We start from the raw sequence: 14655 nt of genomic DNA, 5'->3' as shown, positions 1-14655 counted from the left end.
TGACCGACGGTAGATCAGGACGCGGAAACCAGCAGCTGCTCGTAGACCAGTTCATTCACCCAACGGGTGGTCGCGGTGTCCTCCACCGGCACGGTCTCGTTGCGGCCGGCGACGTCCGTCGACAGGTCGCACTCCTCGTCCGCCAGCAGCACGGACACGCCGTACCGACGGACCCGGGGCAGGCAGTTGGCCAGGTAGTCGTGGGTGAACGCGACCGAGGAGGGCAGCACGGCCGCCGCGTTGCCGAACCGGGCGAACGGCACGGCCGACGCCAGCGCGGTCCGCCAGTGACGGGCCACCGCCAGCACCCCGACGATCCGCACGGCGGCCGGTGGCACCCGGCCGTCCATCTCGGGCCACACCCAGGTGGACACCGTGGTGCGGTCCGACTCGGGGTCCGCGCCCAGGCACACCCGCTCGGCGTGCGCGTCGGCGAGCAGTTCGGCGACGACGACGACCTTGCGCCCCATCAGCACCATCTCGGGCAGCACCACCCCGTGCCAGCCGAGCCGCACGGCCGCGGCGGCCGCCAACTCCGCCACGGAGCCGGGCAGTTCCGGAACCGGGATCGCGGTGGACGACAGCGCCCGTGCTTCGCCGGTGTCCGCGATCCGTGCTGGTGTGCTGCTCACGCCAGGGCCTCCTCGGCAACCACGGCGGTTGGGCCCGCCGCGTTTCGACTCGTGCTCTGCATAAGGCCTACCACCCGGCTACCCTGCCGCCCGCCGGCTCAGCGGGTGCCTGCGATCGACGGCGCGGACCGATCGGTGACCGGTCGATACCGCTTTTCGGGAGTTCGGCCCGGCGATGCTGCCGTCCGGGTGACATGGCGGACCCGAAACCCCGCAAAAACGTGCTCAGCGTGCTCAGCCGAGCCGTGCGCCGGCCCCGGAAGTGACCCACGCCACCGCGAGGACGGCCGGCGGACCGACCGTTCACCGCCCCAAATCGACCGACCGCCCACCGAGCACCGGAAACCTGCCGCCCAGCGGCCGAGGACACCGGGACGGGGGTTCGGCGTGCCCGGCGGGGCAGGCCCCCATCCGTCCCGCCGGGCACCACCGCGGCGGCACAGGGGGGAGAGTCCCCGGCCGCCTCGCCGGAACCGTCAACACCCCCACGCTGACGGGCCGGTCCACCGGCAACTATGCAGGCCCGCGAGCCGCACCGGAATCGGGTGGCGTGGTCAGTCGTGGTCAAAACGCGCGCACGCGTGACCCGCCGCCCGTCCGCGCCCACCATGGACCGCCATGGACAACCGCCGCCACCCGCTCGTCGTGCACACCGACCCGGGCCTGGACGACGCCCTCGCGCTGATCCACCTGGCCGGCCTGCGGGCGGACCTGGTCGCGGCCGGCAGCGTGCACGGCAACCTGCCCGCCGAGGCCGCCGCCGTGAACACGCTGCGGGTGCTGGAGCTGGTGGGCTGGGACCGGGTGCCGGTCGCGGTCGGCGCGACCCGGATGTGGAACGGCCGGGAGCCCGCGCCCGAGCTCAGCGGCCAGGTCGTGCACGGACCGGACGGGCTGGGCGGCCGGGCGGGCCCGCCGCCGGCCGGGACGCCGGTCCGGGAGTCCGCCGCGGAGCAACTGGTGCGGCTGGCCCGGGACCGCCCCGGCGAGCTGACCGTGCTGGAACTCGGCCCGCTGACCAACCTCGCGCTCGCGCTCGACCTGGAGCCCCGCCTCCCGCGACTGCTCCGCCGGGTGGTGTGGATGGGCGGCTCGTTCACCGAGCACGGCAACGTCACGCCGTTCGCCGACGCCAACGCCTTCCACGACCCGGAGGCCGCCGAGCACGTGCTGGCCGCCGGGTTCCCGCTGACCCTGGTCCCGGTGGACGCGACCGCCGGGGCCTGGGCGGACGCCGGCTGGGTGGCGGCGGTGGAGGCCGCGAGCACGCCGCCGGCCCGCCGGGTCGCCGACTGGATGGGGCACTACGTCGACGCGCAGACCGAGGAGCACGGCCGGCGGGGCTGCCGGCTGGACGACGTGGTGGCCGCCGCGATCGCGCTGGACCCGGGCCTCGCCCTGGTCACCCAGGAACTGGAGGTCACCTGCGAGACCGCCGGCCACTGCCGGGGCCGGCTGCTCACCGACCGGCGCCCGGTGCGGTTCGGCGTGGCGCTGCCGCCCAGACCACCGGTCGAGGTGGTGCTCGAAGCCCGCACCGACGAGGTGCTCCGCCGCCTCCTGCGCACCCTCACCGGCGGTCCGGGAGGATCGCCGCCATGAGCAGGTGGACCGTGGAGCAGACCGGCATCGACTGGATCACCGACGCCGAGCGCCACGGCACGCCGCGCCGCCAGTTCTGGCCGTGGGCCGCCGCCAACCTGGGCATCTACGGCGTCACGACCGGCGTGTACGTGGTGGCGCTCGGCCTGGGCTGGTGGCAGGCGCTGATCGCGATCACCCTCGGCGTGCTGCTGTCGTACCCGCTGCTCGGCCTGGTCGCGGTGGCCGGCACCAAGGGCGGCGCTCCCACCATGGTGCTCTCCCGCGCCGCGTTCGGCGTGCACGGCAACGCCCTGCCCGGCGCGCTGAACTACCTGGCCCTGATCGGCTGGGAAACCCTCGCCGTCACCCTGGGCGCGCTGTCCGCCCGCACCGTCCTCACCCGCCTGGGCGTCAACGCCGGGCTGTCCCTCGTCCTGGGGTTCGTGCTGGTCACCGGGGCATCGGTGGTCCTGGGCGTCTACGGCCTGCACGTGATCACGCGCGTGCACCGGTGGATCACCGTCGCCCTCGCCGTGATGACCGCCGGCTACCTCGCCATGGTGCTGCCCGGCGTCGACCCGGCGAACCTGCCGACCGGCGGCGGCGCCACCGCGATCCTCAGTGGTGTCGCCCTGGTGGCCGCCGCGACCGGCCTGGGCTGGATCACCGGCGGCGCGGACTACAGCCGCTACCTGCCCCGCACGTCGTCACCGCGCGCCGTCGCCGGCTGGACCGCGCTCGGCGGCGCGCTCGCCCCGCTGGTCCTGATGACGGCCGGCGTCCTGCTCAGCGCCGACCCCGAACTGGCCGCCACCGCCGCCACCGACCCGATCGGCGCCCTGGCCGACCGCCTGCCCACGTGGTTCCTGCTGCCGTTCCTGACCGCAGTGCTGCTCAGCCTGGTCGCGTCCGGCACGCTCGGCGTCTACTCGTCCGGCCTGGCGCTGCAAGCCCTGGGCGTGCGCATCCGCCGACCGCTCACGGTCGTCGTCGACGCCGTCCTGGTCGTCGCCTTCGGCAGCTACGTGGTGTTCCGGGCACCGGACTTCCTCGGCCCGTGGCAGGCGTTCCTGTCCGCGCTCGGCACCGTGGCCGCGGCCTGGTCCGCGATCTTCGTCGCCGACCTCCTGCTGCACCGCCGGGACGGCTACTCGGCACCGGACCTGACGAACCCGGACGGGGGCTACGGCCGCGTCAACCCGGCCGGCACCTCCGCGCTGGTCGCCGCGACGATCGCCGGTCACTTCCTCGGCGCGGCAACGGCATTCCTCGTCGCCGCCGCCCTCTACACCGCCCTGACCACCACGGTCCTGCGCCCGCGGAGACCCGTCACTCCGGCCGGACCGACTGCACCCGCTGGATGATCTCGTCCGCACGCGGATCCGACAGCAGGTCGTACAGCTCCCACGCCTGTTCCCGCTCCGGACGCCCCGACTGCCCGGCCGCGTCCAGCAGGTCCGCCTGCCGCAGCAACGCGTCCGCCTCACCCCGCCGGTCCCCGCCCCGCCGGTACGCGTCCAGCGCCCGCCCGGCGGCCTGCAACGCCTGCACCAGCTCACCGCGCTCCTCGAACAGCGCCGCGAGCTTGAGCCACGCCCGCCCCTGCCCGTCGTGGATCTCCAGCGCCTCGAACAGCCCCAACGCCTCGCGCACCTGCTCCTCCGCCTCGCCGACCCGGTCCGGCGCGCCCGCCCGCCACGCGTCCACCCGCGCCAGCAGCACCTCGGCGGTGCCCTCCTGGTCGCCGACCTCGGCGAAGATCCGCAACGACTGCTCGGCGCAGTCCAGCGCCTCGGCCATCCGCCTCTCGTCCACGGACAGGAACACCAGCCCCGCCAACGTCCAGGCCTGCCCGTGCAGGTCGTCCCGGCGCCGCCGCACCTCCAGCGCGTACTCGTACCGCGCCCGACTCGCGTCGAAGCACCGCTGCTGGTGGAACGCCTGCGCGAGGTTCGTGCACACCCAGGCGTCCGCCTCCGCGTCCAACGCCCGCCGCGCCGCCCGCAACGCCGCCTCGTGCGTCTCGATCCACACCGACAACGGCTTGCGCACCTGGAGCCAGTCCCACAGCACCACGGCCAACTGCCAGGCCGGCGTCCACTGCCGGTACCGGTAGGCCAGCCGGATCATCGGCGCGAAGTTGTCCGACTCGGTGTCGCACCAGGCCAGCGCGGTCAGGTCGGACACGAACCTGGCCGGCTCCACCCCCTCCGACACGCGAGGCAGGGTGAAGGGGACCGCCCGGTGCGGGGCCAGCATCCGCCCGGCCGCCCGTGCGGTGTGCACGTACCACTCGACCAACCGGCGGACAGCCGCCTCCCGCGACGCCTCCGACTCGGCGACCTCCGCCTGCTCGGCCGCGTAGGCCCGCAGCAGGTCGTGCAGCCGGTACCGGCCCGGCGCACACGGCTCCACCAGGTGCACCGACGCCAGTTCCTCCAGCAGCCGTCGCGTCACCTCGTGCGGCAACCCGGCCGACGCCGCCGCCGAGTCGACGCTGAAGTGCACCCCCCGGTACAGGCCCAGCAGCCGGAACAGCCGAGCGGCCTGCTCCGGCAGCTCCCGGTAGGACCACCCGATCACCGCCCGCATCGCGGTCGACCGGTCCCCGGTGTCCAGGCCGTCCAACCGGTGCTGCTCGTCCGCGAGCCGCGCCGCCAGGTCGTGCACCGCGTGACCGGGACGCCGGGCCACCCACTCCCCGGCGATCCGCAGCGCCAACGGCAGCCGCCCGCACCGCTCCACCAGCACGTCCACCGCCTCCGGCTCGGCGGCGGCCCGCTCCCCGATCACACCGCGCACCAGGGTGGTCGACTCGACCGGCGTCATCGGGCGCACGGTCAGCCTGGTGACCCCGTTCCGCACCGCCAGCCCGGTCAGCTCGCGCCGGCTGGTCACCAGCACCGTGCACGAGGCCGACCCCGGCAGCAGCGGCTCCACCTGCTCCACCCGCGCCGCGTTGTCCAGCACGATCAGCACCCGCCGGCCGTCCAGCACCGAGCGGAACGTGGTGGCCCGCTCGTCCAGGCCCGGCGGGATGTCCCGCAGCCCCAACGCCGACAGGAACTCCTCCAGCACGTCGGCCGGGTGCGCCGGGGCCCGCGCCGGCGAGTAGCCGTGCAGGTTCGCGTAGACCTGCCCGTCCGGGTGCCGCTCCTTCACGTCGTGCGCCACCCGCAGCGCCAGGCTCGTCTTGCCCACGCCGGGCGGCCCTTCCACGACGACCACCCGGGGCGACCCGTCGGTCCGGTCGCCGTCCACCGCCTCGTGCAGCAGCCGGAGTTCCTCTTCCCGTCCCACGAACGGGCTCACCACCGCCGACAACTGCGCGGGCCGCCGCCGCAAAGTCGCGATGAGCCGCCCACCCGCGCCCAGCGCCCGGTCCACCTGCTCGGCGAGGTCGAGCTTCGGCGACCGCCGGCCGCGCTCCACCCCGGCCAGGTGGCTCGGGTCGTAGTTCGTGTGCTCGGCCAACGACCGGAACGACCGGCCCTGCTCCTCCCGCAACCGCTTCATCAGCTTGCGGAACGCGTCGTGCTCCCCGGTGCTCAGCACTGGACCACCGCCGCGTAGTACGGGTACCGCGCACCGCCGACCGGGCCGCTCACCGCACCGCCGACCGGGCCGTCGTCCGGCCGCCAGTCCGGCACCGGCACCAGTCCGGGCTCCACCACCCGTCCCGCAGGCAACAGCGCCGCCACCTCCGACCGCGTCCGCAGCGTGGGCCGGCCGGGGCACATCGCCGCCACCGCGTGCAGCACCGGCTCGCCGTCCGCACTCGGGTGCGACACCGCGACGACGCTCCCCGGCGCCAGCCGCGAGCGGTACCCGGCGACGACCCCGGCCGGGTCGTCCGCGTCCGGCACGAACTGCAACACCGACACCATCAGCACGGCCACCGGCAGCCCGAAGTCCAGCCCGAACCGGACCGCGTCCGCCCCGAACACCGCCTCCGGCCGCCGGCAGTCGGCCTCCACCACGCCGGCGCTGTCGATGCCGTCCACCGCCAACGTCGTGTGGGCCACCACCTCGGGGTCGACGTCCACGCACACCACCCGGCAGCCCAACCCGCGCACCAACGCGAACGCCGAGTCGTCCCGCGGCGCCCCGCACCCCAGGTCCAGGAACTGCCGAACCCCGACCTCGGCGCAGTACCCGACGGCCCGCCGCAGGAACGCCCGGTTCTCCCGCTCCAACCGCTGCGGCGACGAGGAGAGCTTCCCGATCTCCTCCACCAGGCGCCGATCCGGGTCGAAGTTGGCGATCCCCCCGAGCAGACCGTCGTACACCCCGGCCATCGTGGGTTCGCCAACCTCGGTGCTCACTGCCCAAACCCTGGTCGCCCACCCCGCACGGGGCAAGCGCCGGCCCGACTTCTCACACCAACAACGCAAGCAACGCTCACCCGACTGCGACGAAGATCACCACAGCCGCCGCACCGACGCGCTGGTGTCGGGCACCGACGATTCCGACCGGAACGGACGTAACGCGGATCACACGCTTCGCAGCGGTGCGCGAGTCGTCAACGGGTACCCCGGGATCGGACCGATGCCGGCCCGGAACCCTCCGGAACCCGGCGACGCCCACCCTGCCCCTCACCGATCGGTCGTACCGGCCCGACCCGCCCCACTAGCCCGAACGAGTGGTCTACGCCACAGGCGCACCGGCCGCCGAAGGACCCCGGACAGCACTGAGGCCCCGCAACCGCGGGGCCTCGTCGAACCGCTATCTCGACTCGAAACCGGAAAACACCGGTCCGATCGGGCTGATTTCCATCAGCCCTTTGGTGGGCGAGGGGGGAGTTGAACCCCCACGTCCTTTCGGACACACGGACCTGAACCGTGCGCGTCTGCCATTCCGCCACTCGCCCGGAGCGACGTGGAGAACACTAGCACGGCGCTCGTCCGGGTTACCAATTGCCCCGTGTACCGGCACGTCACCCCGGATACGATCGGGGTTGGAAGTCGACCGAGTCGGAGGGTTGCCGTGGGCCTCGTACAGCGCTTCGAGCGCCGTCTGGAAGGCATCGTCGGCAACACCTTCGCCCGTGTGTTCGGCGGCAACGTCGTCCCGCAGGAAGTGGCACAGGCCCTCGCCCGGGAAGCCGAGGTCAACATCCGCGAGCTCGCGGGTGGCAGGCTGCTCGCACCGAACCACTACCAGGTCCTGCTGGGCCCCCAGGACCACGATCGGCTTGCCGGTGACGGCCAGGATGAACTACGCATCACCCAGCTTCTCGGTGACTCCATCCGGGAGCACCTCGAAGAGAGCGGATGGGATACCTATGGTGACGTCGTAGTCTCCTTGGAGCGCTCCGACGCGCTGCACACCGGTCAGTTCCGAACCAGCTCGTCCGTCGACCCCGACGTGAAAGTTGACAGCCGACGGTCAGCACCACCTCGCACTGCAGGAGACGGATCCATGAGCCAGCCTCCCGGCTACGGACAAGGACAGGGCCAGCCCGGCTACGACCCCTATGCGCAGGGCGGCTACGGCCAGCAGCAGGGCTACGACCAGGGCTATGGCCAGCAGCAGCAGCCCGGCTACGACCAGGGCTACGGGCAGCAGCAGCAGCCCGGCTACGACCAGGGCTACGGCCAACAGCAGCAGGGCTACGAGCAGGGTTACGGTCAGCAGGGCTACGACCAGGGCTACGGGCAGCAGCCCGGCTACGGCCAGCCCGGTTACGACCAGGGCTACGGCCAGCAGGGCTACGACCAGGGCTACGGCCAGCAACCTCAGCCCGGCTACGACCAGGGCTACGGGCAGCAGCCCGGCTACGGCCAGCCCGGTTACGACCAGGGCTACGGCCAGGGCGGTTACCCGGACGCGTCGCAGGGCTACGCCCCGCCGGCGGTCCAGTCCGGCCCGCGCCAGCTGACCGCGACGCTGCACCTGGACGACGGTTCGAACCGCACCTACAACCTCAAGCAGGGTGGCAACGTGGTCGGCCGCGGGCAGGAGGCCGACTTCCGGCTGCCCGACACCGGCGTGTCCAGGAGGCACCTGGAGATCACCTGGGACGGGCACAGTGCCATGCTCGCTGATCTCGGTTCGACAAACGGCACCACGGTGAACGGCACTCCGGTGCAGACTTGGCAGCTCGCGGAAGGCGACGTCGTCCGCATCGGCCACTCTTCACTGGTTTTCCGCACCCAGGGCTAGCGGTCGAGACGGGCGAAGGCGTGACGGCACTCAAGGCAGGAGCGGTTACAACCGGTGCCAGAGCTGGTGATGCAGCTGACCAGAGCGGGCTTCCTCGTCCTGCTCTGGTTGTTCGTGTTGGCTGCGCTGAGGGTGGTCCGGTCCGACCTGTACGCGGCGTCGGGACTGCGCGTTCCGACGCCGGGTCTGCGTAGAGGCGCCAAGAAGGCCGCGAAGGGCAACAAAGCGCCCCGGCAGCTCGTCGTCACGCACGGCGCGCTGGCGGGCACCCGCATCTCCCTGGACGGCAGGCCGATCCTGATCGGGCGCGCGGACGACTCCACGCTCGTGCTGGACGACGACTTCGCGTCGACCAGGCACGCGCGGCTGTCCATGCGCGGCACCGACTGGTACGTGGAGGACCTGGGCTCCACGAACGGCACCTACCTCGACCGGGCGAAGGTCACGGCCCCACTCCGCGTCCCGCTCGGCTCCCCGATCCGAATCGGCAAAACGGTGATCGAGCTGCGCTCATGACCCTCGTCCTTCGATACGCGGCCCGCAGCGACCGGGGTCTGGTGCGTTCCAACAACCAGGACTCCGTGTACGCGGGCCCCCGCCTGCTCGCGCTCGCCGACGGCATGGGCGGCCACGCCGCCGGCGAGGTGGCCAGCAAGGTGGTCATCGCCGCCCTGGCCCCGCTCGACGACGACGAACCGGGCGACGACCTGCTCGGCCAGCTGCGCGAGGCGGTGATCGCCGGCAACGGCGCGATCTCCGAGCTCGTGCAGTCCGACCCCGACCTGGACGGCATGGGCACCACGCTCACCGCCGTGCTGTTCGCGGGCAACCGGCTGGGCATGGTGCACATCGGCGACTCGCGCGCCTACATGGCCCGCAACGGCACGTTCACCCAGATCACGCACGACGACACGTTCGTCCAGTCGCTGATCGACGAGGGCCGGATCACCGAGGAGGAGGCGGCGACGCACCCGCAGCGGTCGCTGCTGCTGCGCGCGCTGACCGGGCACGAGGTGGAGCCCCGGCTGATGGTGCGGGAAGCCCGGCCGGGCGACCGCTACCTGCTGTGCTCGGACGGGCTGTCCGGCGTGGTGAGCATGGAGACGCTGGAAGAGGCGATCCGCATCCCGGACCCGCAGGCGTGCGCGGACCGGATGATCGAGCTCGCGCTCAAGGGCGGCGGGCCGGACAACGTGACGGTCGTGATCGCCGACGTGGTCGACGTGGACTTCGGGGAGGACGCCCCGATACTGGGCGGCGCGGCCGGTGACGGCAGCGACGACCCGCCTCCCCCCGACTCGCCCGCCTCGCGGGCGAGTTCGATAACGGGGCCCCGGCCGATCCCGCAGCGGGCCGAGCCGCAGCCGCCGCCGGTGGACCCGCGCCGGTCGCGCGGCAACCGGATCAAGGCGCTGGCGCTGGTGGTGTTCCTGCTCCTGCTGCTGGTGGCGGCCGGTCTGGGCACCCGCTGGTACGTGCTGCGCCAGTACTACGTGGGCGCCGGGCCGGACGGCCAGGTGTCGGTGTTCCGCGGGGTCACCGGCAGCGTCTTCGGGTTCGAGCTGCACACCCTGGTGGAGGGCTCGTGCCCGCCGGGTGCGCAGGCGTGCGAGCCGATCACGGTGGACGACCTGAAGGTGGCCACCAGGGACGTGGTGCGCAACGGCATCACCGACGTGGACGGGCTGGAGGGCGCGCGGGAGGCCATCCGCCGGCTGCGCACCGAGCAGACGCTGCCGTTCTGCCCGAAGGAGCAGACGACCAGCCCGGCGACGACCACCACTCCGGTCGACCCGTCGGCAACCCCGGTCCAGCCGACCACGTCCACCACTCCGGAGGGCACACCGGTGCCCTCGCCCGTGCAGAAGCCGGGCACGGACTGCCGGAAGGGTCAGTAGACGTATGGGTTCGCCGGTCCCCGGCGCGCAGGGCACGCCGCCCGCGGCGGCGGGAGGCACTCCGCCCGCGGCGTCGAGCACGTCGCCGGGGTTGAAGCCGCCCACCAGACGGGGCAGCGAACTCTTCCTGCTCGCGTTCGCCGCCCTGCTCGTGACGATCGCCCTGATCCTGGTGGAGGCCAACCAGGAGCAGGAACTGACCATGCGCATCGTGTGGCTGGGCCTGGCCTACCTGGGCCTGCTGTCCGTGGCGCACTTCGCGGTGCGCAGGTGGGCGCCCTACGCGGACCCGGTGATCCTGCCGTGCGTGGCGCTGCTCAACGGCCTGGGCCTGGTGATGATCCACCGGATCGACCTGGCGATGGCGGACGTGAAGCTGCCGAAGGGCGTCGTGTGGTCGCCCGCCGCGCCCAAGCAGGTGCTGTGGACGGCGATCGCGCTGGTGTTGTTCTGCACCGCGCTGAAGGTGCTGTCCGACCACCGCACGCTGGCCCGCTACGGCTACACGTGCGGGTTCCTGGGCCTGGTGGCGCTGGTGCTGCCGGGCGTGCTGCCCAGCTTCATCGCGCCGGAGATCAACGGCGCGAAGATCTGGCTGAGCTTCGGCGCGTTCTCCATCCAGCCGGGTGAGTTCGCCAAGATCCTGCTGATGGTGTTCTTCGCGGCGTTCCTGGTGTCCAAGCGGGAGCTGTTCACCACCGCCGGCCGCCGGGTGCTGGGCATGGACCTGCCGCGCGCCCGCGACCTGGGCCCGCTGGTGGCGGCCTGGCTGGTCGGCGTGAGCATCATGGTGCTCCAGAAGGACCTGGGCTCCTCGCTGCTCTTCTTCGGCATCGTGCTCGTGCTGCTCTACGTGGCGACCGAACGCGCGGCGTGGGTGGTGCTCGGCGTGGTGATGTTCTGCGTGGGCGCGGTCGCGGCGTGGAAGATGTTCGGCCACGTGCAGATCCGGGTGCAGAACTGGCTGGACCCGTTCGCGGACGCGGCGAACAAGGGCTACCAGATCGTCCAGTCGCTGTTCGGCCTGGGCACCGGCGGCCTGTTCGGCGCGGGTCTGGGCGGTGGCCGGCCGGACCAGATCCCGGAGGCGAACACCGACTTCATCACCGCGGTGATCGGCGAGGAGCTGGGCTTCGTGGGCCTGGCCGCGGTGCTGCTGATCTACACCGTGTTCGCGATGCGCGGCATGCGCGGGGCGCTGGCCGTGCGGGACACGTTCGGCAAGCTGCTCGGCGGCGGCCTGGCGTTCGCGGTGGCGTTCCAGATCTTCATCGTCGTCGGCGGTGTCACCAAGCTGATCCCGATGACCGGCATCACCGCGCCGTTCCTGTCCTACGGCGGTTCGTCGCTGCTGGCGAACTACATCCTCGTGGCGCTGCTGCTGCGCATCTCGGACGCGGCGCGCGCCCCGAAGACGACGCCCAAGCCGCGTCCGCAGCAGCCCGCGATCGCCGACCAGTTCACTGTCATGGTGGAGCGTCCCAAATGAACAAACCGCTCCGCCGGGTCGGCCTCGCCATGATGGCGATGATGCTGCTGCTGCTGGCGAACGCCACCTACGTGCAGGTCATCAAGGCCGACGACTACCGCAAGGACCCGCTGAACCGGCGGGTGGTGCTGGACCAGTACTCGCGCGAGCGCGGCCAGATCATCGCGGCCGGCGGCGAGCCGCTGGCGACCGTGGAGAAGACCACCGACCGGCTGCGCTACCTGCGCAAGTACCAGGGCGCGGCGTTCGCCCCGGTGACCGGCTTCTTCTCCACGGTCTACGGTTCGAGCGGGCTGGAGCGGGCCGAGGACGACCTGCTCAACGGCTCGGACGACCGGCTGTTCGCGCGCCGGGTGTCCGACCTGATCACGGGGCGCGACCCGAAGGGCGGCAGCCTCCAGCTGACCATCGACGCGGCGCTCCAGCGGGTCGCCTTCGAGCAGCTCCAGGGCGTCAACGGCTCGGTGGTGGCGATCCGGCCGCAGACCGGCGAGATCCTGGCCATGGCGTCCACCCCGTCCTACGACCCGAACGCGCTGGCCAGCCACGACGTGGAAGAGCAGATGGCGGCGTGGAAGGCGCTGAACGCGCCGGACGGCGACCTGCCGATGCTCAACCGCTCGATCGCCGGGCTCTACGCGCCCGGTTCGACGTTCAAGCTGATCGTGGCCGCCGCCGCGCTGGCCGAGGGCAAGACCAAGGACAGCGAGGTCGACGGCCGGCCGGTGATCACCCTGCCGGGCACCAACACACCGCTGCCGAACTACAACGACACCAACTGCGGCAACGGCGTGACCGCCACCCTCCAGGAGGCGCTGGCGAAGTCGTGCAACACCGCGTTCGCGGTGCTGGCCGACCAGCTGGGCCCGGAGAAGCTGCGCAAGGCCGCCGCGAAGTTCGGCTTCGACGACCAGGACCTGAACATCCCGATGCCGGTGGAGACCTCCCGGCTCGGCCCGATGACGGAGCGGCCGGCGGTCTACCAGACCGGCATCGGCCAGCGGGACGTGCTGGTGACACCGCTGGAGAACGCGGTGGTCGCGGCGACCATCGCCAACGGCGGCGTGCGGATGCGCCCGCACCTGGTGCAGAAGATCCTCGCCCCCGACCTCCAGGTGATCAGCGAGGACAAGGGCGACGACGTCGAAGACGCGATGAAGGTCGACCACGCCCACGCGCTGCGCGACATGATGGTCGAGTCGGAGAAGAACACCGCCGGTGGCGGCAAGCTGTCCGGCGTGACCATCGCCTCCAAGACCGGCACCGCCGAGCACGGCGAGAACGTCAAGAACACCAAGCCGCACGCCTGGTACGTGGCGTTCGCGCCGGCCGAGAAGCCGGAGATCGCGATCGCCGTGATCGTGGAGAACGGCGGTGACGCGGGCTTGGCCGCGACCGGGGGCCGGGTCGCCGCGCCGCTGGGCCGCGCGGTCGTCGGCGCCTATCTCGGGAGCCGCTGATGCTGACCTCCGGCCAGTTGCTCGCCGAGCGGTACCGCTTGTCCAAGCGGATCGCGGTGGGTGGCATGGGCGAGGTCTGGGAAGCGGCCGACACCCGGCTGGACCGCAAGGTCGCGGTGAAGGTGCTGAAGGCGGAGCTGTCCGGCGACTCGGAGTTCCTCAACCGGTTCCGGATCGAGGCGCGCACCACGGCGTCGCTGAACCACCCCGGTATCGCCGCGGTGCACGACTACGGCGAGACGGCGTCCGTGCCCGACGGGCCGGAGGACACCGCGTACCTGGTGATGGAACTGGTGGAGGGCGAGCCGCTGGCGGCGATCATCGCGCGCGGCCGGCTCGGCGCGGACCGCACGCTGGACGTGCTGGAGCAGGCGGGCAACGCGTTGCAGGCGGCGCACGAGCGCGGCCTGGTGCACCGGGACGTGAAGCCGGGCAACATCCTGGTCACCCCGAACGGCACGGTGAAGATCACCGACTTCGGCATCGCGAAGGCAGCCGACGCCGCCCCGGTGACGCACACCGGGATGGTCATGGGCACCGCCCACTACATCGCCCCCGAGCAGGCCCTCGGCCACGCGGCCGAGCCCGCCAGCGACGTGTACGCGCTGGCCGTGTGCGGCTACGAGTGCCTGACCGGGCACCGGCCGTTCCTGTCCGAGAACGCGGTGACCGTGGCCATGATGCACATCCGGGACATCGCCCCGCCGCTGCCGCCGGACGTGCCGCCGGGCCCGCGCGCGCTGATCGAGGCGACCCTGGTGAAGGACCCGCGCCAGCGGTACCGCAACGGGGGCGAGTTCGCCGCCGCGGTGGGCGCGGTGCGCGCCGGGCAGCCGCTGCCCGCGCCGACCGGGTTCGCCATGGCCCTCGGGCCGGCCCCTATGGCGCAGCTCACCCCGCCGGGCGTGCCGGTGAGCCAGCCGGCCTCCCGACCGGGGATGCAGCCGGTACCGCCGCAGGTGAACACTCCGCGCACGGGCGCTTTCGGACCGTTGCCGCCGCCGGCGCGCCCACCGGGGCGCAACAGGGCCGTGCTGTGGGTTATGGTCGCTGTGCTGGTGGCCGCGCTGTTGGTTCTAGGCGTGGTCATCCTGCGCGCGATCGGCAAGGAAGAAGAGGTGCCCGGCGGGGCCGGCAGGCCGGGTGCCACGAGCGCCGGCACGACCGCGCAGGACTCGACCGATCGGATCCCCGGCACACCGAAGGTCACGATCACGAAGTCCGACTTCGTCGACCGCCCGGCCGACGAGGTCGCGAAGAAGCTCTCCGGGTACGGCTTGGAGCCCGAGGTGCACGCCGAACAGGGTGGCGCGCCGAGGGATCAGGAGCGGTGCCTGGTGATGGATCTGAGCCCGACGGGCGAGGTTGCGATCGGCTCACGGGTGACGGTGACGTGTGTACCGACGTAACGCCCGAACGGTACGAAG

11 protein-coding genes and 1 tRNA gene are annotated in these 14655 nt (G+C 72.5%); 8 read left to right on the top strand and 4 right to left on the bottom strand.

The annotated features are described in order from the left end of the window. Positions 1-14: 14 nt before the first annotated feature. Entirely contained in the window at positions 15-632 is a 618-nt protein-coding gene (locus tag FHS29_RS26310; RefSeq protein WP_184694993.1) for a hypothetical protein, read from the bottom strand. A 618-nt stretch (positions 633-1250) separates the two neighbouring features. Here FHS29_RS26310 and FHS29_RS26305 point away from each other — a divergent pair. Then, positions 1251-2234, top strand: coding sequence for a nucleoside hydrolase (locus FHS29_RS26305; RefSeq protein WP_184694991.1), 984 nt, complete (start codon positions 1251-1253; stop codon positions 2232-2234). Next, on the top strand, positions 2231-3580 hold the full coding sequence (locus FHS29_RS26300) for a purine-cytosine permease family protein (RefSeq protein WP_184694988.1): 1350 nt from the start codon (positions 2231-2233) through the stop codon (positions 3578-3580). The genes FHS29_RS26305 and FHS29_RS26300 overlap by 4 nt, the downstream gene beginning before the upstream one ends. On the opposite strand, the gene FHS29_RS26295 is transcribed toward FHS29_RS26300, so the two are convergent. The 3 genes from FHS29_RS26295 to FHS29_RS26285 all read right to left on the bottom strand — a co-directional run bounded on the left by FHS29_RS26295 (position 3546) and on the right by FHS29_RS26285 (position 7086). Next, the gene (locus FHS29_RS26295; RefSeq protein WP_184694986.1) at positions 3546-5771 is read right to left on the bottom strand and encodes an ATP-binding protein; all 2226 of its coding nucleotides are present in this window, start codon (positions 5769-5771) and stop codon (positions 3546-3548) included. The genes FHS29_RS26300 and FHS29_RS26295 overlap by 35 nt on opposite strands. Next, a complete protein-coding gene (locus FHS29_RS26290; protein ID WP_184694984.1) occupies positions 5765-6541 on the bottom strand; it encodes an SAM-dependent methyltransferase in 777 nt (258 codons plus the stop codon). Before FHS29_RS26290 ends, FHS29_RS26295 begins: the two co-directional genes overlap by 7 nt. 459 nt (positions 6542-7000) lie before the next feature. Then, a tRNA-Leu gene (locus FHS29_RS26285) sits at positions 7001-7086 on the bottom strand. Positions 7087-7202: 116 nt separating this feature from the next. Between FHS29_RS26285 and FHS29_RS26280 the strand changes: the two genes are divergently transcribed. Genes FHS29_RS26280 through FHS29_RS26255 form a run of 6 tightly spaced genes read left to right on the top strand, consistent with a single transcriptional unit; the run spans position 7203 to position 14637 of the window. Continuing rightward, entirely contained in the window at positions 7203-8381 is a 1179-nt protein-coding gene (locus FHS29_RS26280; RefSeq protein WP_184694982.1) for an FHA domain-containing protein, read from the top strand. 54 nt (positions 8382-8435) lie between these two features. Then, positions 8436-8897: an FHA domain-containing protein FhaB/FipA gene (locus tag FHS29_RS26275; protein WP_184694980.1), complete on the top strand. Its 462-nt coding sequence runs from the start codon at positions 8436-8438 to the stop codon at positions 8895-8897. Next, complete coding sequence (locus FHS29_RS26270; protein ID WP_184694978.1) at positions 8894-10279, top strand: PP2C family protein-serine/threonine phosphatase; 1386 nt, start codon at positions 8894-8896, stop codon at positions 10277-10279. Before FHS29_RS26275 ends, FHS29_RS26270 begins: the two co-directional genes overlap by 4 nt. A 4-nt stretch (positions 10280-10283) precedes the next feature. After that, positions 10284-11768 (top strand): FtsW/RodA/SpoVE family cell cycle protein, encoded by a 1485-nt coding sequence (locus tag FHS29_RS26265; protein ID WP_246440867.1) that lies wholly within the window; start codon positions 10284-10286, stop codon positions 11766-11768. Continuing rightward, positions 11765-13228 carry a peptidoglycan D,D-transpeptidase FtsI family protein gene (locus tag FHS29_RS26260; RefSeq protein WP_184694977.1) on the top strand — a complete coding sequence of 488 codons (1464 nt, stop codon included), beginning with the start codon at positions 11765-11767 and terminating at the stop codon, positions 13226-13228. Before FHS29_RS26265 ends, FHS29_RS26260 begins: the two co-directional genes overlap by 4 nt. Beyond that, the gene (locus tag FHS29_RS26255; protein ID WP_184694975.1) at positions 13228-14637 is read left to right on the top strand and encodes a serine/threonine-protein kinase; all 1410 of its coding nucleotides are present in this window, start codon (positions 13228-13230) and stop codon (positions 14635-14637) included. The genes FHS29_RS26260 and FHS29_RS26255 overlap by 1 nt, the downstream gene beginning before the upstream one ends. Positions 14638-14655: the final 18 nt, after the last annotated feature.

The organism is Saccharothrix tamanrassetensis, from assembly GCF_014203665.1.
Lineage (GTDB): Bacteria > Actinomycetota > Actinomycetes > Mycobacteriales > Pseudonocardiaceae > Actinosynnema > Actinosynnema tamanrassetense.
The sequence above is the reverse complement of the archived record's forward strand: the minus strand, read 5'-3'. Positions and strand labels throughout refer to the sequence as shown.